At 67.6% G+C, this 19734-nt stretch carries 16 protein-coding genes and 1 pseudogene; 9 read left to right on the forward strand and 8 right to left on the reverse strand.

What is annotated here, in order from left to right; all coding sequences use genetic code 11:
* The first annotated feature begins 11 nt into the window (after positions 1-11).
* On the forward strand, positions 12-839 hold the full coding sequence (locus ACIP5Y_RS31120; protein WP_400355454.1) for an IclR family transcriptional regulator: 828 nt from the start codon (positions 12-14) through the stop codon (positions 837-839).
* 7 nt (positions 840-846) lie between these two features.
* Here ACIP5Y_RS31120 and ACIP5Y_RS31125 read toward each other — a convergent pair whose 3' ends face one another.
* From ACIP5Y_RS31125 to ACIP5Y_RS31135, 3 genes are all read right to left on the reverse strand, one after another.
* On the reverse strand, positions 847-2025 hold the full coding sequence (locus tag ACIP5Y_RS31125) for a 4-hydroxybenzoate 3-monooxygenase (RefSeq protein ID WP_400355455.1): 1179 nt from the start codon (positions 2023-2025) through the stop codon (positions 847-849).
* Positions 2022-3251 (reverse strand): MFS transporter, encoded by a 1230-nt coding sequence (locus ACIP5Y_RS31130; RefSeq protein ID WP_400355456.1) that lies wholly within the window; start codon positions 3249-3251, stop codon positions 2022-2024. Before ACIP5Y_RS31130 ends, ACIP5Y_RS31125 begins: the two co-directional genes overlap by 4 nt.
* An 88-nt stretch (positions 3252-3339) precedes the next feature.
* A complete protein-coding gene (locus ACIP5Y_RS31135; protein ID WP_400355458.1) occupies positions 3340-3954 on the reverse strand; it encodes a TetR/AcrR family transcriptional regulator C-terminal domain-containing protein in 615 nt (204 codons plus the stop codon).
* A gap of 126 nt (positions 3955-4080) precedes the next feature.
* Here ACIP5Y_RS31135 and ACIP5Y_RS31140 point away from each other — a divergent pair, with 126 nt between their 5' ends.
* Genes ACIP5Y_RS31140 through ACIP5Y_RS31150 form a run of 3 tightly spaced genes read left to right on the forward strand, consistent with a single transcriptional unit; the run spans position 4081 to position 8456 of the window.
* Positions 4081-5571, forward strand: coding sequence for an APC family permease (locus ACIP5Y_RS31140; protein WP_400355460.1), 1491 nt, complete (start codon positions 4081-4083; stop codon positions 5569-5571).
* A complete protein-coding gene (locus ACIP5Y_RS31145; RefSeq protein WP_400355462.1) occupies positions 5568-7169 on the forward strand; it encodes an amidohydrolase in 1602 nt (533 codons plus the stop codon). Before ACIP5Y_RS31140 ends, ACIP5Y_RS31145 begins: the two co-directional genes overlap by 4 nt.
* A gap of 60 nt (positions 7170-7229) precedes the next feature.
* A complete protein-coding gene (locus ACIP5Y_RS31150) occupies positions 7230-8456 on the forward strand; it encodes a hypothetical protein (RefSeq protein ID WP_400355464.1) in 1227 nt (408 codons plus the stop codon).
* Positions 8457-8467: 11 nt separating this feature from the next.
* Here the strand turns inward: ACIP5Y_RS31150 and ACIP5Y_RS31155 are convergent, their stop codons facing one another.
* Entirely contained in the window at positions 8468-8848 is a 381-nt protein-coding gene (locus tag ACIP5Y_RS31155; protein ID WP_400355465.1) for an ArsR/SmtB family transcription factor, read from the reverse strand.
* Between the two features lie 183 nt (positions 8849-9031).
* Between ACIP5Y_RS31155 and ACIP5Y_RS31160 the strand changes: the two genes are divergently transcribed.
* The gene (locus ACIP5Y_RS31160; protein WP_400355467.1) at positions 9032-10165 is read left to right on the forward strand and encodes a HoxN/HupN/NixA family nickel/cobalt transporter; all 1134 of its coding nucleotides are present in this window, start codon (positions 9032-9034) and stop codon (positions 10163-10165) included.
* 124 nt (positions 10166-10289) lie between these two features.
* Positions 10290-10976, forward strand: coding sequence for a FadR/GntR family transcriptional regulator (locus ACIP5Y_RS31165; protein ID WP_400355469.1), 687 nt, complete (start codon positions 10290-10292; stop codon positions 10974-10976).
* 9 nt (positions 10977-10985) lie between these two features.
* On the opposite strand, the pseudogene ACIP5Y_RS31170 reads toward ACIP5Y_RS31165, so the two are convergent.
* Positions 10986-11330 (reverse strand): annotated as a pseudogene (locus ACIP5Y_RS31170) (hypothetical protein); the annotation flags it as partial.
* Positions 11331-11685: 355 nt separating this feature from the next.
* On the opposite strand from ACIP5Y_RS31170, the gene ACIP5Y_RS31175 reads away from it, so the two are divergent.
* Positions 11686-12525, forward strand: a complete 840-nt coding sequence (locus tag ACIP5Y_RS31175; RefSeq protein ID WP_400355471.1) for an MBL fold metallo-hydrolase — start codon at positions 11686-11688, stop codon at positions 12523-12525.
* A 5-nt stretch (positions 12526-12530) separates the two neighbouring features.
* Here the strand turns inward: ACIP5Y_RS31175 and ACIP5Y_RS31180 are convergent, their stop codons facing one another.
* Positions 12531-13247, reverse strand: a complete 717-nt coding sequence (locus ACIP5Y_RS31180; RefSeq protein WP_400355473.1) for a spermidine synthase — start codon at positions 13245-13247, stop codon at positions 12531-12533.
* Between the two features lie 157 nt (positions 13248-13404).
* Complete coding sequence (locus ACIP5Y_RS31185) at positions 13405-14286, reverse strand: carbohydrate kinase family protein (RefSeq protein WP_400355475.1); 882 nt, start codon at positions 14284-14286, stop codon at positions 13405-13407.
* Between the two features lie 115 nt (positions 14287-14401).
* On the opposite strand from ACIP5Y_RS31185, the gene ACIP5Y_RS31190 reads away from it, so the two are divergent.
* Positions 14402-15781 carry a trehalose-6-phosphate synthase gene (locus tag ACIP5Y_RS31190; RefSeq protein ID WP_400355477.1) on the forward strand — a complete coding sequence of 460 codons (1380 nt, stop codon included), beginning with the start codon at positions 14402-14404 and terminating at the stop codon, positions 15779-15781.
* Here the strand turns inward: ACIP5Y_RS31190 and ACIP5Y_RS31195 are convergent.
* On the reverse strand, positions 15738-16667 hold the full coding sequence (locus tag ACIP5Y_RS31195; protein ID WP_400355479.1) for a GNAT family N-acetyltransferase: 930 nt from the start codon (positions 16665-16667) through the stop codon (positions 15738-15740). The two genes, ACIP5Y_RS31190 and ACIP5Y_RS31195, sit on opposite strands and share 44 nt — an antisense overlap.
* A 236-nt stretch (positions 16668-16903) precedes the next feature.
* Here ACIP5Y_RS31195 and ACIP5Y_RS31200 point away from each other — a divergent pair, with 236 nt between their 5' ends.
* Complete coding sequence (locus ACIP5Y_RS31200) at positions 16904-19627, forward strand: HAD hydrolase family protein (RefSeq protein WP_400355481.1); 2724 nt, start codon at positions 16904-16906, stop codon at positions 19625-19627.
* Positions 19628-19734: the final 107 nt, after the last annotated feature.

A 19734-nucleotide genomic window follows, 5' to 3' on the forward strand; every position in this document is an offset into this window, starting at 1 on the left:
GGAGGACGAGGATGGCGAGCGACGAACTCGACGGCACGGCCGACCAGGACGACGTCAAACGCGGCGCGCATCATGTGCAGTCTCTCGAGCGCGGGCTGGCCGTCATCAAGTCCTTCGACGCCCAGCACCCGCAGCTGACCCTCTCCGATGTGGCCCGCCGGACCGGTCTCACCCGCGCCGCGGCACGCCGGTTCCTGCTCACCCTCGCCGATCTCGGTTACGTCCGCACCGATGGCAAGCACTTCACGCTGGCCGCCAAGGTGCTGGAGCTCGGCTACTCCTATCTCTCGAGCATGACTTTGCCCGAGGTGGCGCAACCGCATCTGGAGCAGCTCTCCACCGAGGTGCACGAGTCCAGTTCGGTGTCGGTGCTCGACGGCGCCGATATCGTCTACATCGCCCGGGTCGCCGCTTCCCGGATCATGACGGTCAGCATCAATATCGGCACCCGGTTCCCGGCGTACGCCACCTCCATGGGCCATGTGCTGCTCGCCGGATTGACCGCGCCGCAACTGGACGCCTATCTCGCGGCGACGGCGCTGGCCCCGCTCACCTCGCATACCCTCACCGACGCCGACGCTTTGCGCGCGGAACTGGAAACCGTTCGTGCCCAGGGTTATTCGATCGTCGACCAGGAGCTCGAGGCGGGCCTGCGCTCGCTCGCCGCTCCCGTGCGCGACCACTCCGGCACCGTGATCGCGGCCATCAATATCTCCACCCATGCCACCAGGCAGGACATGGATTCCATTCGGACACAACTGGTTCCACGACTGCTCGCCGCAGCCCAGCGGATCGAGCGCGATCTGGCCGGCGCGGCGCCGATCGCCCGCCTGGGTTGATCCGCGCTCACTTCGAGTGCTGCCACCCCGTATAGGCTTCCGCGAGGTAGGCCGCACCGTGGCGCGACCCGGTGACCAGTGACAATTCACCGCGCTGCCGCTCGATATCGAAGGCCGTCGCGCCCGCGGCGCTGTGCAGCATCGTCGTCATCCAGTACGAGAAATGCTGGGCCTTCCACACCCGGTCGATTGCCCGATCGGTATAGACGCCGAGTACATCCTCATTCCCATCCGCGAGGAACTCGGTAATGGCCTCGTGCAGTACCCGCACGTCCGCGAGCGCGAGATTCAGCCCCTTCGCACCGGTCGGCGGGACGGTATGGGCCGCATCCCCGGCCAGCAGCATCCGCCGGTGCCGCATCGGCGCGGTGACGAACGAGCGGAACGGCAACACCATCGCGCCGCTGATCGGTCCTTCCTTCAGCGCGAAACCGTTGCCGTTGACGCGCTTTCGCATCTCCGCCCAGATTCGATCCTCATCCCAGTCCTCGACGCGTTCATCGGGCGAGCACTGGAAGTACATGCGCTGCATGGTCGGTGTCCGCTGGCTGATCAGCGCGAACCCGTGCGCGGAGCGGGTATAGACCAGTTCCGGATGCGATTGCGGCGCCTCGGTGAGGAATCCGAACCAGGCGAACGGATACTCGCGGAACCACTCGGTGCGGATACCCGGTGGAAAGGCGCGGCGGCAGATGGAATGCGAGCCGTCGGCGCCGATCAGCAGTTCTGCCTCGACCCGGATCGCGGCACCGTCGGAGTCGGTGAACATCATCGCCGGTCGATCCACGATATCGACGCGGGTATCCGATACGCCGTAGCGCACATCTCCCCCGTCGGCCTTGCGGCGCGCGGCCAGATCGAGGAACACATCGGTCTGCGGGTACAGCCACACCGATTCGCCCACCAGGTCCTGGAAGTCGATGCGATGGTTCTCACCGTCGAACCGCAGCACCACCCCGTCGTGCCGATCCCCTTCGGTGACAACATGATCCGAGACGCCCGAGTCGACCAGCAGCCGGACCGAGCCGGCCTCGAGGATGCCCGCCCGGATCGTGGTGGCGATCTGCTCGTGGGTCCGATGGTCGACGACGACGGAGTCGATGCCGGATCGGTGCAGCAGGTGCGAGAGCATCAGCCCGGCCGGACCGGCCCCGACGATGGCGACCCGAGTGCGGAGAGTCTTCATGCCACATAGCCTTTCGCGGTATCGAGCGCGGGGACCGCAGGCCGGCCGGCGGCGGCCAGGCGCGGCACCATCGCCATGGCGAGCAGCCCGCAGGCCGCCACCGCGGCGAAGAAGTAGAAGCCCCACGGGTTCGCCGAGCCCGCGATGATGAGCCAGCCGGTGATGGTCGGTCCGAGTATCGCGCCGAGCCGCCCCACGGACGCCGCCAGCCCGAGCGCGGTCGCCCGCACCTCCGCCGGATACGCCTGCGTGACATAGGCATAGATGAGCACCTGCGCGGAGAACACGAAGATCCCGGTCACCAGCACCAGCGCGTCCAGCAGCAGACTGCTCGACACTTGGACGCTGAGCAATGCCAGCAATACGGCGCCCGCGCCGAACCAGATCAGCGCGGTCTGCTTGATGCCCTGCCGATCGGCGAGCGCGCCGGCGATGAGCAGCCCGATGATCGCGCCGATATTCAGCACCAGCAGCAATGTCAGCGAGGTCGACATGTTGTATCCGGCATCGCGCATCAGCTTCGGCAACCAGGTGTTGAGGCCGTACACCAGTAGCAGTCCCATGAACGATCCGACCCAAACACCCAGTGTCACACGCAGATACGGGCGCCGCAGCAGGACCGTCGGCCGGACGCGGTTCGGTGCGGTGCGGCGGGCCAGATACGCCTCGGATTCGGGCAGTTTCGCCCACATGACCGGTAGCAGGAGCAGACCCGCCACGCCGCCCGCATAGAACAGTGGCTGCCAGTGCGGGATCAGCCGGAGCGCGATGAGGGACGTGATCACGGCGCCGGTGTGATAGCCGGTCATGGTGATCGTGCTGGCGAAGGCCCGCCGGGATGCGGGCATGTGCTCGGCCATGAGGGTCAGCGCCGTCGGCATGCACGAGCCGAGCCCGAGCCCCGCCAGCAGCCGGAACGCGCCGAATACGGCGACCGAACCGGCGAGGGGAAGCGCGGCGGTGAATACCGAGAACAGTGCGATCGAGGCGAGCAGCACCTTGCGGCGACCGAACCGATCGGCGAGCGGCCCCGATCCGGCCGCGCCGATCGCCACTCCGACCAGGGAGATCGTTGCCGCGAAAGTGGCACGGGCGGCGGTGAATCCGAGGTGATGGTGCTCAATGAGGGTCGGGATGGCGGCACCGAGCACCACGAGGTCGTACCCGTCCAGCAGCACGGTGAGCCAGCACAGCGCCGCCGGCCAGGAAAGCAGTTTGCGCATCATCGACTATCTGTTCGCATACCGCACACGTGTGCGCATATTGTTCGCTGTGACGGTAGTCACCGCGCGATGCGCATGTCAAGACGAGGGGTTACCCCGCGGCACTCCCCGACATCCCCGCAAGCAAGGCCGCCAAACCCAATTCGAAGGCGGTATCGGCCCTTCGGCGACCGGCCGGCCCGGCGGTTACCGCCGCACCGAGCGCCGGCAGGTCGGCGCGATCGGCGACAACCCAGGGCTGATCCGGCGCCGTGAGATCGAGCGCCGAGCCCAGCGCGAAGGAGTCGAGCGCCGTAATCCACGGCACGATGTCGGCGTCAGCCACACCGGCCCCGGCGAGCAGGCCGGCGACGCGGTCGTAGCTGCGCAGGCCCGCCTCGGAGGTCATCGGCTGCGCGATGAGCAGCGGAATCAGGTTGGGATGCGCGGCCATGGCCTGGCGGTAGGCGCGCATCCAGCCCGATATCGCGCCCATCCAGTCGGGATCATCCACCGCGGGCGAATCGATTGTGGCCCCGACCCGTTCGCGCAGCGCTTCGATGATCGCGCCGCGGCCGGGCAGGTGGTGATAGACCGAGGACGGGCTGGCGCCCAGCCGGGCGGCGAGTTCGGCCATTGTCAGCCGGCCGGATTCGTCGATGCATACGAGGGCCGCATCGCAGATCGACTCGATGCTCAGTAACCGATTCCGTCGCTTAACCACCATGTCTCCACCGTATTCGTTACAAATATGTTGACTACACACTGAATCCGCGATTCTCGAGGTAGCGTGGCGCCCACCTCTTAACCGAATGACGTTCACTTAAGCGTCGCGGATCGAAAGAACGATCTCATGGTCGAATCTCCCAGCACGCCATCCGCCGGTAACGCCGGCAACAACGAACTAGAGCGCGGCGTCCTCGGGACCGGCAGCCTGGTGTTCATGGTGGTCGCGGCCGCCGCGCCACTGACCGTCATGGCGGGCGTTGCACCGCTGGCCATTTCGATCGGCGGCATCGGCGCACCGACCGGCTACCTGGCAGCGGGACTGGCGCTGGCCGTCTTCGCGGTCGCGTTCACCCGGATGACCAGGCACGTCGGCAATGCCGGCGCGTTCTACGCCTACATTGCCCTCGGCCTGAGCCGGGGCTGGGGCATCGCCGCCGCCGTGCTCGCGCTGATCTCCTACAACGCGCTGCAGATCGGCGTGTACGGCCTGTTCGCGACGCAGACGAATCAGACGCTGTCCGATCTCTTCGGCTTCACCCTGCCCTGGCCGATCATCGCTATCGCGGCGGTCGCCGCGGTCCTGCTGGTGGCGCGGCTCGGCATCGACATCGGCGCGAAAGTGCTCGGCGTCTTGCTGATCCTGGAATCGGGGATCCTGGGATTGATGGCAATCCGCGTCGTCGTCAAGGGCGGGGCCACGGGTATCGGCTTCGGTTCCTTCACCCCGTCGGCCGTGTTCACGCCCGGCATGGCCGGGGTGCTCGGGATCTGTTTCGCGGCGTTCATGGGTTTCGAATCCACCGTGCTCTACCGGCGTGAGGCCCGGGATCCGGAGCGCACGGTCCCCCGCGCCACCTATCTGGCCGTCGGTTTCATGGGGATCTTCTACTGCTTCATCGTGTGGTCGGTGATTCAGGCCTTCGGACAAGGCAATGCGGTCGCGGCGGCGCAGAACGACCTGTCGGGCCTGTTCTTCTCCGTCATCCGCGGTTATGTCGGGCCCTGGGCCGAGACCGTCATGCACCTGCTGATCATCACGAGCGTGTTCGCCGCGCAGCTCGCCTTCCACAATGCGATCACCCGCTACGCGCACGCACTGGCCGATGACGGCGTACTGCCGGCCTGGTTCGGCAAGACCCACCCTCGCTATCGCTCGCCCTACCGGATCTCGGTGGTCCAGACGGTGCTCGCGGTGATCGTGATCGCCGCCTTCGCCGCGGCGGGCGCCGACCCTTACACGCGACTGTTGTTGTGGGGCAACACTCCTGGGGTGGTCGGACTGCTGGTGCTGCAGACTCTTACCGCAGCAGCGGCCGTCGTGTACTTCCTGCGCCGCAACCCGGCGGCGAGCACCCCGGTCGCACTGGCCGCCGGGATCGCCGCCACCATCCTGCTGGGCGGTGCGACCTATCTACTCATCGCGCACATCGATCTACTGACCGGCACGTCGGGCGGGATCAATGCCTTGATCGTCGGCGTCGTCCCGGTCTCGCTGCTGGCCGGCGGCGCACTGGCGGTATGGATACGACGCCGGCGCCCGGACGTCTACGCCCATTTCGGCGACAGCGCACCGAGCACAACCTCCGAGGAAACCAGCGAAGGGACGACCCGATGAACGCAGATCTCATAGTTTGCGCCGACACCGTACACACGCTGGCCGAGAACGACCGACGGCCGGTCGAGGCCATTGCCGTACGCGACGGCGTCATCGTCGCTACCGGATCCCGTGACGAAGCCCGCGAATGGCGCGGAAACCACACCGAGACAATCGATCTCGGTGCGGCCGTCATCACCCCCGGGCTGATCGACGGGCACAGTCATCCGGTGACCGGACTCGAATTGACCGACGGCACAGACCTGTCCGGCGCGCGGACACTGGACGAGGTGCGCGCGCTGCTGGCCACCGCCGCGGCCGAGTGCGCGCAGGGCGAGTGGGTACTGGCATGGGGCCTGGATCCGAATGTCTTCGGCGCCGGCCCCATCGACAACGCGGCTCTCGAAAAGGCCGTCGACGGTCGGCCCACCCTGGTGCGCCTGTTCGACGCCCACTCCGCACTCGCCACCGCGGCCGCCTTGCGGATAGCCGGCGTCGACGGGCCACGCACCTTCCGGGAGCGGGCGAGCGTGGTCTGCGATGAGCGAGGTCGGCCCACCGGCCTACTGCTCGAAAGCGCCGCGGTAGACCTTGTCGCCCAGCATATTCCGGCCGAGTCCGCGGCCGTGCGCGGCGCCCGGCTGCACGCCCTGCTCGCCGGGATGGCCGCCACCGGGCTCACCGGCGCCCACGTCATGGACAACAACGGTGACAGCGAAGCGATCCTGCGCGCCGCCGAGGAGCTCGGCGAGTTGCCCCTGCGACTGCGCGTCGCACCGTGGTGCGAGCCCGGAATCGATCGCGACGGGCTGGCGGCGCTGATCGACGGCCAGGGCCGGGGCGGTCATCGCTGGCACATCGGCGGCGTCAAGTTGTTCATCGACGGCACCATCGACAATGGCACGGCATGGCTCGAAAAGCCCGACGCGCTGGGGCAATCCACCGCCAGTTTCTGGCCGGACCCCGCCCGGTACACCGAGGCGGTCCGCACGCTCGCCGCGGCGGGCGTACCGACCGCGACCCATGCGATCGGCGATGCCGGGGTGCGGCATGTCCTGGACAGCCTCGACGGGCTCGAGCGCCCCGCGGCGGCGCCACACCGCATCGAGCACATCGAAACGCTGCCAACGGAATTGATCGGCCGCTTCCTGCGGCAGCGGGTGGTGGCGAGCATGCAGCCCGCGCACTGCCGCTTCACCCGCGCCGATCACACCGACAACTGGTCGACCCGGCTCGGTGACGAACGGGCGGACCGGGCGTGGCGCTGTCGCGATCTGCGCGAGGCCGGGGTGCCGGTGGTACTCGGCTCCGACTGGCCGATCGCCCCGTTCGACGCCCGCGCCGGCCTGGCGACCGCGCAATTGCGCCGCCCGGCCGAGGAGCCGAATGTTCCTGCGGTGCAACCGGATCAAGCACTCACCGCGCGAATGGCATTGGAGGGCTACACCACACAGGCCGCAGCGGCAGCGGGCGAGACCGGCACCCTCACGGTCGGTGCGGGCGCGCACCTGACCGCCTTCCTGGTCGACCCGCTGCGCTCCGATCCCGACGAACTGGCGGCTGCTCCGATCGCATTGACCCTGGTCGGAGGCCGTGTAGCGCATAGATCGCAAAGTTAGCGAACAACTCTCTGCAAAATTTACTTTGCAAAGAGTTGTTTGCGATCGTACTGTGACGTCATGCGAACGAAACGCTTCCTGACCGCGCTCGGCCTGACCGCGCTGCTCTGCGCACCGACCGCATGCACCACACACGCCGAGAACGGCAGCGGGCCGACAACTTCCGGCCCACAGCCGGTACGCGGCGATATCGTCTCCTCCACTCCGGTCGAGCAACTGACCACGGAGGAGACGGCCACGTACCTCGGCAAAGGCAAGTTCGGTACCCCCGTGCGCAATGGCGTCGACGCGTATCGCGTCGTGTACCGGACCATCGCCGCAGACGGCGGCCCGACCACGGCGAGCGGCCTGATCGTCCTGCCGCGCAACGATTCCCATCGGCTGCGCGTCGTCGCCTACGAGCACGGCACGCTGGCGCTGGCGAGCGATGCGCCCTCGGTCAATGGCGATACCCGTCCGGACCGGGCCCGCACGATCATGTTCGCGGCCGCGGGTTATGCGGCGGTCGCGCCCGACTACCTGGGACTCGGCGTCGGCCCCGGACCGCACCCGTACACGCACGCACCCACGGAGGTCAGCGCCTCGGCCGATTTGCTCACGGCCGCCCGCACCCTCGCCACGCAGCAGCACCGCGACCTCGATCCGAACCTTCTGGTCACGGGCTTCTCGCAGGGCGGCGAGGCGGCCACGGCCGTCGGTAAAGCCTTGCAGGGCAACCAGATCCCCGGTTTCGGACTCGCGGCGCTGGCCCCCGTCAGTGGCCCCTACGACGTACAGCACGTCGAATTCCCCGCGGGCCTGGACGGCCGCGTCTCCCCCGCCGACGCGGTCTTCTACTTCGCGTACTGGCTCACCTCGATGAACCGCATCTACCACCTGTACGACAATCCGGCCGAAGCCTTCCAACCGCCCTACACCGACGCAGCGCAACTCTTCGACGGCAAGCACGACGAATCAGCGATCGGCAAGGCCCTGCCGCCCACCCCCGACAAACTCCTGCAGCCCGCCTTCGTCAGCGCCGCCCTCGCCAACCCCACCGGCCCACTCCTGCAAGCCATGAACGCCAGCGACGGCACCTGCGACTGGACCCCGAACATCCCGGTCCACCTCTACGCCGCATCCGGCGACCGCAATGTCCCGATCGCCAACGCCCAGCATTGCCTGCAAGCCCTGCACAGTGACCAGGCCAGCCTCACGGACCTCGGCCGAATCGACCATACGACAACGGTTCACGTCGCCCTCCCGCAGATCCTCACCTGGTTCCAGCAGCAGGTGCCGGCCACCTGATCGGACAGTGATTACCGGTGGTCCGCGCGGGCGGCGGAGTGCGTGGCGCGGGCCATGGCCAGTATCGGGCCGAGGGTGCGGTCGGTGAGCCGGTAGCGGATCACCCGGCCGTCGCGGGTTCCGCTGACGGCGCCGGAAGCCCGGAGCAGCCGCAGCACTTGGGAGACCGAGGTGGCGGTGAGGCCGGTGGCCAAGGCCAGATCGGTGACACTGATCGGGCCCGCGCGATCGACGGAGAGCAGGATTGCGAGCCGGTTCGGATCGCTGACCAGAGCGAACCTTTCGGCCCAGGCGGCAACGTGCCCGGGATCGCCCAGCGCCTCGATGGCTTCGCAAGCCCGATGCTCGTCGATGGCGGGCTGACCGGCCCGCTCGGGCGGCACGAGGTGCATGTCACCACTCTTCCACACCTCGGATACCTAGACAGCTATGCAGGCTTGCAGGTGTAGTGCGGCGGGCCTTACCCTGAAACGTATCCGACGGTGTCGGAAACGCCGCAGCCACAACGAAGTCCGGACGAACCCGGATACCTCTGTGGAATCCCCTGTGCCTGTGAGCATCCCGAGGAGGATGCCATGTTGTCAGTCTTCGCTGCCCGGACCCGCTCGATCGCCGGCGCCCTGCATCCCGCCGAGTGGGGACGATTGGGGTCGATGGCCCTGGTCATCCTCGCGCTCAATATGTTCGGCTGGGGTATCTACGTGATCACGGTGCTGCCGCACCACTTCCGATATACCGGGCTGGGCATCGGATTGGGGGTTGCGGTCACCGCGTGGACGCTGGGCGCGCGGCATGCCTTCGACGCCGACCACATCTCTGCCATCGACAATTCCACCCGCAAACTCATGGCGGATGGCAAGCGGCCGTTGGCCAGTGGATTCTTCTTCGCGCTGGGGCATTCCACGATCGTGGTGGCGGTCGGGGTCGGCATCACCTTCGCGGCGAAGGCGGTATTCGGCGCCATGGTGGACCCCGCCTCCACCTATGAGACGGTCGGCGGGGCGATCGGCACGCTGACGGCGGCCGGGTTCCTGTATCTGATCGCGGCGCTGAATCTGATTGTGCTGCTGGGGATTTTCAAGGTCTTCCGCGATATGCGGCGCGGCGTCTACGACGAGGCGGAACTCGAGCGGCAATTGCAGGCCCGCGGCCTGATGTGGCGGTTCTTCGGCCGGTTCATGCGCTCGATCAACCACACCTGGCAGTTGTTCTTCGTGGGTCTGGTGTTCGGGATCGGATTCGATACCGCCACCGAGGTCGTCCTGCTGGCCGCCACGGCCTATGCCGCCACTTCCGGGCTACCGTTCTACGCGGTGCTCGCCCTGCCGATCCTCTTCTCCGCGGGCATGGTCCTGTTCGACACCCTCGACGGCTGTTTCATGAACTTCGCCTACGGCTGGGCCTTCGCCCGCCCCGTGCGCAAGGTCTACTACAACCTCGTCATCACCGGCCTGTCCATCGCGGCGGCGTTCCTCATCGGCACGATCGAAGCGCTGGGCGTCCTGACCAGCGAACTCCATTTGAACGGCCCCTTCTGGGATTTCATGGCCGACTTCGACATCAACAAGGCCGGTTTCGCCATCGCCGGGCTGTTCGCGGCCACCTGGATCCTCGCATTGCTGTTGTGGCGTTACGGCAAAGTAGAGGCCCGCTGGCAAGCCGGACTCGAACAGGACGCGTGCCCGGAGGGCATCGAACCGCTTGGTTGACAAACGTCTGATGTTTGTGTGGACTGGTCGAATATTCGAAATGGCTATCAGGCAGCTATTTCCAGGTCCGGCCATCCTGCCGCGCCGGACGACCGCACACCGGCATCGATCGGGAGGTTCAATCGTGGCCGATCTGGCCAAGCCCGTCCGCAGCGCCACCCTGTCCCAGCAGATCGCCGACGAACTGCGGAACCGGATCGTCACCGGCGAATGGGCGGTCGGCACCAAGATTCCGGCAGAGCCCGTGCTCATGCAGACGCTGGGGGTGAGCCGCAGTACGGTGCGGGAGGCCTTGCGGTCACTGGTGCACACCCGCATGCTCGAGGCCCGCGCCGGCGACGGCACCTACGTCCGTTCGGACAGCACGCTGGAGTTCGCCCTGCGCGACCGCATCGCCCACGCCGACCTGCGCGAGGCGGTGGAGATCCGGGCCATGCTCGAACAACACACCGCCCGCCTCGCGGCGCAACGCTGCACCCCGGCCGACGCCGGCCGGCTGCGCGAGCTGCTCGCGACGGCGGAAGCGGATGCGGCACAGGCGGATTCGCTGGCCGAGACGCTTCCCACGATGCAGGCGCTCTTCGACAAGATCACGGCGATCACCGGCAACCGCCTGCTCGCCGAGATCCACAAACATCTCGCCGCGGCGATCTTCGAGAACCAGGCCGACCTCCCGGGCGACATCACCGCGATCACCCGGATGCGTTCCCTGCGCGGCGAATTCATCGAGGCCGTCTGCGCCAACGATCCCGACCGCGCCGAGGACACGGTGCGGCGCCTGCAACTGGACTTCATCCTCGGAATCGACTGACACCGAAATTCAGTGCCGGCACAGCCATTCGGTGCCGTAGTGCGAGGCATTGCCGCCCTCGAGGTGGACCCAGTGGCCGGAGCCTTCGCAGGGTGCGCCGTCGACCGGTGCGGAGTCCTGCGGGGTGGTGGTCGGGGTGTCGACGGGCGGTGTGGTGTCCGGGCCGGCGCCGTGGTTGGGGTTGGTGCAGATCGAGCCCTCGCACGGGACCCAGCTGCCGTCGCCATTGGGGTTCGGGATGGCGTTGGGGCCGATGTAGCTGCCGACCGGGCAGCCCGGATCCTGGTTCTTCGCACAGTATTCCGCGCTCAGGTTATTGCCGGTGGAACCGTCCGCGCCGCGCTGTCCCGGATTGGTGGTGGGCCGGGGTGGCGCCACCGTCGTGGGCGCTACCGGTGGCGCCTGGACCGCGGTGGTGGTCGGGGTCGCGCTGGTGGTTTTGGTCGCGGTGGCGCTGCTGCTCGGCGCCGGGGACGGGGTCGAGTCGTGCGAGCAGGCCGCTGCGCCGAAGATCAGGACCATTCCGCCCAGGACAGCCAATGAACGTTTCACCGTGAATCCTTTGCTATCAGGTTGCCATATTTCAAGAATGACCCAGTAGAAGATAAACATCAGATGTTTGTCAACCTTGCTCATCTCACACAACAGTGCAGATACGAGAGCGGCGTATAGGTAGCGATCAGATTGCTTGGTCGGCTAGCCTCCGGGGATGGCAGCACTGCAATTCGATGTTCTGTGCGGTCGCAGGCCCGGGCTCACCCGGGACCTTCCGCCGGGTAAGGAAGATCTGCAGTGGGTGGTCAATACCGCCACCCTCATCTATGACGACACCGATGCGGTCCTGGTGGACACGTTCACTTCGGTCGATCAGAACCAGGAACTCGTCGACTGGGTGCGGGGGCACGGGCGGAATCTGAAGTTCATCTACATCACGCACGGGCACGGCGATCACTTCTTCGGCGTCAAACAGCTGAAGGAAGCCTTCCCCGGCGCCCGGGCAATCGCCACTCCCGCCGCGGCGCGGCAAGCCGCGCACGAAGGCAGTCCCGAATACCTGGCGAGCTTCTGGGACAAGGCATTTCCCGGCCGGATCCCGAAGCCGCCGGTAGCGCCGGAACCCCTCGACGGCGACCACTTCGAGATGAACGGCCACACCTTCGAAGTGATCGAAACCGGCTACACCGACACCCACGACACCAGCGCTCTGTGGGTGCCCGACCTGCGCCTGGTGGTCACCGGCGACGTCGCCTACAACGGCATCCATCAGTACATGGCGGAAACCACCACCGAATCCCGCCGGGAATGGATGCGCGCCACCGACAAACTCGCGGCGCTCGATCCGGCCGTCGTCATCGCGGGACACAAGATCCCCGACAACCCCGACGATCCGAAGATCCTCGCCGAGACCAAGCAATACCTGGCCGACTTCAATCGCCTCGACGCCGCCACCGACACCGTCGCCGAACTCTACGAGGCCATGTTGCAGCTCTACCCTGATCGCGCCAATCCGGGATCACTGTGGGGCGGCGCGAAGAAAGCGAAGTCCTGACGCACTCACTTCCCGTCTTCGGGCCAGACGCGCGCCGGCGGCCAGGCCTGCTCCACGTGCCGGTGCAGTGAATCCAGCGGTAGGGGAACGCGACTGGCGGCGAGGACCTGGTTGCCGGTGTAGCCGGCGAACACGTCACCGTCGACGAGGACCCGGTGCGGGAAGGTCGCGCGGATCGCCGCCAGGTCGTGGCGGGTGCCGACCAGGTTGAGGAGGTAGATGCCGTCGGGTCGCAATACCCGGGCCGCGTGAGCGGTGAATTCGGGGCCGGTGATGCCACGCGCGATCCGGAGTCCCTCGAAGGCATCGGCGATCACCAGATCCGCGGAAGCCGCTGGGACAGTGGCGATCTCGGTGAGGCCGTCGCCGATGCGCAGTTCGACGCCGGGCACCGCCCGCAGGCCCAGATGCTCGTCGACGAACTCCGCCAGGGCCGCGTCGGCCTCGATGACCAGGTGCCGGGAACCGGGCCGCACGGCGGACAGGTAGCGCGGCAGGGTGCCGCCACCGCCGCCGATGTGCACCACATCCAATGGCGCGTCGGCGGGTTCGAGGACCGCGACGACATAGGTCAGGTACCGGAGGTACTCGAGCTCCAGATGGGTCGGGTCCCCCAGGTCGACATAGGACTGGGCAACGTCGTTGACGGTCAGCAACCAGCCCCCCGGCCGCTCCGCGTCGGCCGATAGTTCGGCATGGCCGAATCGAACTTCACGCGTCACGTAGACCGGTCCCCGCCCTGGCCGCAGGTCTTCGTCACAGGGCGTTTCCGGTCGGCTACTCATCCCTCCATCATCCCCGCACCGGTTGCCGGTTACCTGCGCGGCGTGCCGTAGCCGTGGAACGGACCCGGGCGATCGAGTGTTTCCCGGCATCGGACTAGGACAATCCTCCGAGTCGGCGAGTGAGCTCGGCGGCATCGGGCGCTGCTACGGAGCCGGGGCCGCCGACCACGGCGGAGCCGCAGGCCACGGCGGCGGCGAGGCAGTCCGGCAGGGACCAGCCGGCGAGGCGGCCGTGGACCAGGCCGGCGTCGAAGCAGTCGCCGGCGCCGGTGGTGTCCAGGGCCGGAACCGGCTGTGCCGCAAGGTCGTAGCGGTGGCCCGCGTGCAGGGCGGTGGCGCCTTCGGGGCCGCGCTTGATGACCACGGTGGGTGCGAGTTCGCCGAGCCGGGTCAGCGCCTCGTCGAGGGTCGGCGCACCGGTCAGGCGGAGCGCTTCCGCGGCATTGGGCGTGAAGACGTCGGTGAGCGTCAAGGCCTCGCGGACTCCCGGCGTCCCGAGGTCGGCCGGTATGTCCTGGCAGTCCATGAACACGGCGGTGCCCAGGTGGCGGGCGAGCCGTAGTGACTGCAGGGTCTCGGTGTCGTAGCGCAATTGCGGCACCATCAGCAGTCGCGGGCGGTAGCGGAGCAGCAGCGACGAGATCGGTTCGGGGGAGACGGGATCCTGATAGCTGATCATGGCGCGGTCCCGTGCGGTGGACAGTGCCACGGTGAGACTGCGCAGTGGTCTCGCATGGTGGCGGAAAGCGGTGTCGTCCAGCCTTTCCGCGTGGACCGCCCGCAGGACGCAGGCGCTGAACGGATCGGTGCCGAAGTCGGTCGCCCAGACGACATCGTGGCCGAGGCGGTGCGTGGCCATCGCCAGGGTGTAGGCGCCACCGGGCACCATGGCGAAGCCGTCGGCGAAGATCTCGTGCCCGGGGCGTGGAGCCTCGGGTAGCCCGTGGAAAATCAGATCCGCGAAATATGCTCCCACAACGAGTATTTCGCGACCACCGGCGGCGGATCCAGAACGGTATGTTTTTGTATCTCGTTCTACACCAGCAGAATTCGCAGCACTTTCCATACGCGACAATGCTACGTTTTCATCGGTGACAAGTTCCCGGGCCTCCGCCTCCCATGGCATGCATTCGCTGGTCATCGGCTATCACCGGCCGCCGGGTATCGGATCCGGCGCCACGGGGCGGGAGCCGTCCAGCCCCAATGGGATCCTGCCCACCTTGACCGGCCTGTTCGATCAGGGCCTGCCCGGTATCTGGGTTGCCGCGGCGCCCGGCCCGAACGGCTGCCACGCCGCGCTGCCGGAGGGGATGCCGCTCTCACTGCTGCCGCTCACGGCGGCCGAATGGAGTGGTTATTTCCACCGCGCGTGCAAGGAAACGCTGTGGCCGATACTCATGTCCGAGCCGCACCGGCTGCGTTTCGATGCGCGTGCCTGGGCCGTGTACCGGTCGGTCAACCGGCGTTTCGCCGCGCATATCAGCGCGCGGGCGGCGCCCGGCGCCACCGTCTGGCTGCACGATTACAACCTGTGGCTCGTGCCGGCGGCACTGCGCCGACTGCGGCCCGACCTGCGCAGCGGGCTGTTCCACCACACCCCGTTCCCACCGCCGGAGGTGTTCGCCGCACTACCCGTGGCGGACGAGGTGCGTTGCTCGCTCGCGATGCTGAACTGGGCGGGATTCCATACCGACGCGTTCGCCGGCAACTTCCGGCGCGCGCTCGGTGACCGGCCCGGCCCGCCGGCCGTGGGCATCCACCCGCTCGGTATCGACCGCACCGCCGTCGAGGCGCTCGCCCGCAACCGCGCACCCCGCACGACCTCCACCGCGCACCGATTGGTGCTGTCGGTCGAACGCCTCGACTATGCCAAGGCGCCCGTCCAGAAGGTCGAGGCCATCGCGGATCTGCTGACTCGCTCTCCGGAATACCGCGGCCGCTTGACTTTTCGCCTGGTGTGTCCCCCGCCGGAGCCCGGCATCACCGCCTACGACACCACCCGCGATCAATTGGAGCGTCGCATCGCCGAACTGAACCGCGTCTGGCGCACCGGGGACTGGCAGCCGATCGACTACATCCCGCGCAACCTGCCCTTCCCGGACGTCATCGATCACTACCTGGCCGCGGACGTCTTCTGGGTGACCTCGCTGCAGGACGGAATGAACCTGACCGCAAAGGAATTCATTGCCGCCCGCTGGGCCGCCATGATGCTGGGCGGCGCACCCGCAGTCCTCGTGCTCTCCCGCCACACCGGCGCCGCGACGGCGCTCGGCGACGCCGCCGTACTCACCGACCCGCACCGTCCCGGCGATCTGGCCGCCGCCCTGTCCCGTGCCTTGGCCCTCGATCCACTCGAACAGCGAATCCGGCTGCGGCACTTGGCCATGCGACTGGGCGACGACCGCCCGCTGGATTGGGCCAATCGCATTATCGACGCCATCCGGGGCCGCACACCGGTGCCGGCGGGCTGAGCGAGGATGCGAGTCGGAGCGCACGGCTGCGCAGCGCGGTGCGGGCCGTGTCGAGCCTGGGCAGCGGCAGGCGCTGGAAGGTGTACTCCGCGCCCTCGTATTCGATGGCTCCGAGTCTCTCCTTGACGTGGCGGATCCCGCGCACTCCGCCGGATTCGCCCATGACGAAAGTGCGGCATCCGATATCGCACGCGTACTCGATGGAACGGCACTGCAGCAGTTCCTGTGCTCGGGAGGATCCGGCGTGCGCGCGGTCGCCGTACGCGCGCCAGCCGACGGCGATGTATTCGTGGAAGAGGGCGATATTCGCGGCAATGGGAGCGCCGTCGAGTTCCGCGACCCAGATGCGGCAGTCGGCGCCGAGCATTCCGGCGGCGGTCTGGAAGCGGCGCAGCGGTTCCGCGTCACTCCACCGCTGCGCAAGCGGTCGTAGCGCTCGCCATTGCTGTGCGCGCTGTTCCAGCCAGCGCAGATAGACGCGATAGAAATCGGCGACCAGGTCCGGGGAGTTGCCGGCTCGGATGCGGATGCCGGCCCGCTCGGCCTTGCGTTCGGCATTGCGGATGCCGTTGCGTGCTTTGCCCGAGAAGCGATGCGACCACACGTGGGCGAAGCCGCCGGAAAGGTCGAGCACATGGGTGCTGCGCGGCACGCGGTAGCCGAACCGGGATCGCGGACCGGCGGCCGAGACCCCGGCCCAGGCGTAGGCCGCGGCATAACCGGGCCGGATCATGGTCCGCAGTCCCGAATTTCGGCACAGGTCGGCGTACACGACGGCGATGTCTTCCGCGGTGGCGCCGCCCGGGGCGAGCACGCCGCCGGTCCCCCAGCCGTGCGGAAAGGACGCCTGCACAGCGGGCGCCGGTCCCCGGATTGATGTACCCACGAGTGGGCGGCGCACCAGCGGAAGTATCAGGTTGCGGCCGTTGGGCATTCGATACAATCGGCTGGCGTCGTGCCACCCGTCACTGCGGCATACGCAGTCGAGCCAGGCCGGCGTCTGTGACGGCGCCGCGGTCGGGTCCGCCGACAGTACCCGCAGCCACGCGTCTCTCGGCGCCGGACTCGTCACTGGTTCGATTCAGACATCGTATCGGCGATTTCCCGATGCCGATATGGCTTGTGGGAGAGGATATCCACATCGAGAACGCGCCGGTCACCGGTCCTGCCGCGATCGATCTGCTGCAGTCTGCCGACGCACTGTGCAGGTCCCTTCGCGAGTCGGTCGCGGCCGATGACTGGCTCGACGCGTATCTGTCGGCGTGCGGGCTGTGGCAGATGGTCGAGGATCAGCTGCATCCGGATCGGCTGCAACTCAGGCGCATTGCCTCGTATCTGACGGAGTCCCGGACTTCGCCACCCACCAGGATGGCCGGTCGGGTCGCGGCGTCGGTCGCCATCGCGGTCGATGTGACCGGCCCGGGGCGGCTGCGCCGCTTGACCCGAGCACAGCGGGCGCTGGCCACGCTCACTGTCCGGTTGGCGGCCCGACTGCTCGCACCGGCGAACGGAGTGGACGATCCGTTGCTTGTTGCCGCACTGGTAGGTGAGATCGAACCGGTGGCAGGGGTGCTGGGAGACGATGTGCTGCGGCTTCCGGCCTGCTTCCGGGACATCGATCAGTCGCCCGATGATCTGCGCAGGCTGGCGGCGAAGCTGCTTGCCGAGGTGGAGGCGCCGAGCGATCAGCTCCTTTATGTGGTCGGGGTCCGGACATCCGGCTGCTATCTGGCGCCGCTACTGGTCGCGGCGCTACGAGCGCAGGGACGCTCGGGTGCGCAGGTGGCTAGCTACCGGCCGGGGCGACCGTGGCGGCGCGGCGAGCGGAATGCCTTGCGAGACTGTGCACGCGCGGGTGGACGGATGCTGTTGATCGATGATCCACCGGTGTCGGGACGTTCCCTGGCGGCATCGGCGCGAGCGCTCGCGGCGGCCGGAGTCGATGAGGATCGCATTGTTCTGGTGGTAGCGACGGGTGCCGGCGCCGACGAGATTCCGGAGTCCCTGCAGCACTGGCCGGTAGTGCAACTGCCGTGGCGCGAGTGGGCCGTGCACGAATTGCTCACGCCACGATCGGTTCAGGCCGCAGTCGCTGCACTGGCAGGCCCGGAGTGGCGTGTCGGTTTACCGATCGCGCACCCCGAATCGATTGCGCCGGACCGCGATCATCTGTGTGCCAGGTACTCGGTCCCGTTCACCGACACGGACGGCGAGCGCTCGGAGACGCGTGAACTCATGGTCGAAGGCGCCGGTCAGGGGCTGTGGGGTCGGCATGCCGTATTGGTCGGCGAACGGTTGGCCGCCGAGGTGCCGCGGGTATACGGGTTCGCGGACGGACTGCTGTATCGCGAATGGATACCCGCAGGGCCGCAGGCTGATTCGGCCCTCGTGGCAAATCACATTGCCGAGTATGTCGCGCAACGTCAGCAACGGCTCTCCACTCCTCGGGATCCTTCCGGAGTATTGCGCGGACGTGGTCCGATCTGGGAAGTCGCGGCCTATCTGCTCAGCGGGGAATTCGGAGCGCTCGGTCCGATCGCGCGATTGCTCCTGCTGGAACCGATGACCCGCATGCTCCTGACCGTGGAGCGGCCTTGCATCGTCGACGGCGCTACGGAACGCCGGCATTGGGTGTCCGATCCGATTGTGCCGCAGGCACTGCGCAAGGTGGCATTTCATCGATCGGCGTTCGGCAATCGCCAATTAGCTTGCTACGACGCGGTATTCGACCTCGCGGGAGCATCGGTCGACGCACCCGATGGCGCGTTCGCGCGAGCACTGCGATCGAGTTTCGAATCCCGAACAGGCCGTGACGTGGACGGTGAACGGTGGCTGCTCTACCGCCTGGTGCACCTCTGGCAGCTCGGTCGCACAGGCAAGGCCGATGCCGCGGAACTCGACCGGCGGTGCGCGGCCGTCGTGCACGACTATCTCGCGGAATGTCTACTGCCACACCCGCAACCGACCACCGGGCCGATCTGCGCCCTCGATCTCGACGGCGTACTCGAAACCGGTCCGCTCGGCTTCCCCACCACATCACCCATCGGGGTACTGACCCTACGGGCATTGCTCGCACACGGATACCGTCCAGTGATCGCGACCGGCCGCAGCATCGACGATGCGCGCGACCGATGCCGGATCTTCGGCCTCGCAGGCGCGGTCGCCGAGTACGGATCGGTCATCTACGACGCCGCCACGAACCGGGAGACAGACCTGCTCACCGATACCGAACGGCGCCTGCTGGATCGAATACGCGCGAAACTACGCGCAGACCCGCACATCGAGGTGGTCGACGGCTACCGCCACAGCATCCGCGCCCGCGCAGCCGGTGGCCCACTTCCACCGGAAATGATCAACGCCCTATCCACCTTCGCCCCCTCGGACCTGCGATTCGTCACCGGCGAAGGCCAAACCGACATCGTGATCGCCCGCGTCGACAAGGCAACCGGCCTGACAGCGCTGACACAACGAATACCGGCCGCCGAGCATCGAATGACGGTAGGCGACAGCGCCGAGGACCTGCCCCTCCTCCGCTCAGCGCAACTGTCCTTCGCCCCACGCAATGCCGACACCCGCATACGCGCCGCGCGCACCACCCGAACCCACCGCGCCTACCAGGCCGGCCTGGCAGAAGCCTGCCGCCATCTACTCGGCCACCGCCCCGGGCACTGCGCCGTATGCCGACCACCCGGCCTCCCACCACGAACACGGGTACTCCTCACCGTCCTTGCCCTGCGCGAGGACGGCTTACGCGGACTCCCGATCCGCACAGCGCACCTCGTCGCGCAGCTCGGCAGGTGGAGTCGGGTGGCGCGGAAAGTCACGCCGAGTTACGGTGTCAAGTGATGACTACCGGGACGGCGTTGCGCCACACATGGATTGGCTACCCGGTGCTGTTCTGAGCGCCGCGCGGGCGGGTGTGGGCCCGGTTTTCGATCGAGGATCCGGCGGTG

It is taken from the genome of Nocardia sp. NPDC088792, from assembly GCF_044750615.1.
GTDB lineage: Bacteria > Actinomycetota > Actinomycetes > Mycobacteriales > Mycobacteriaceae > Nocardia.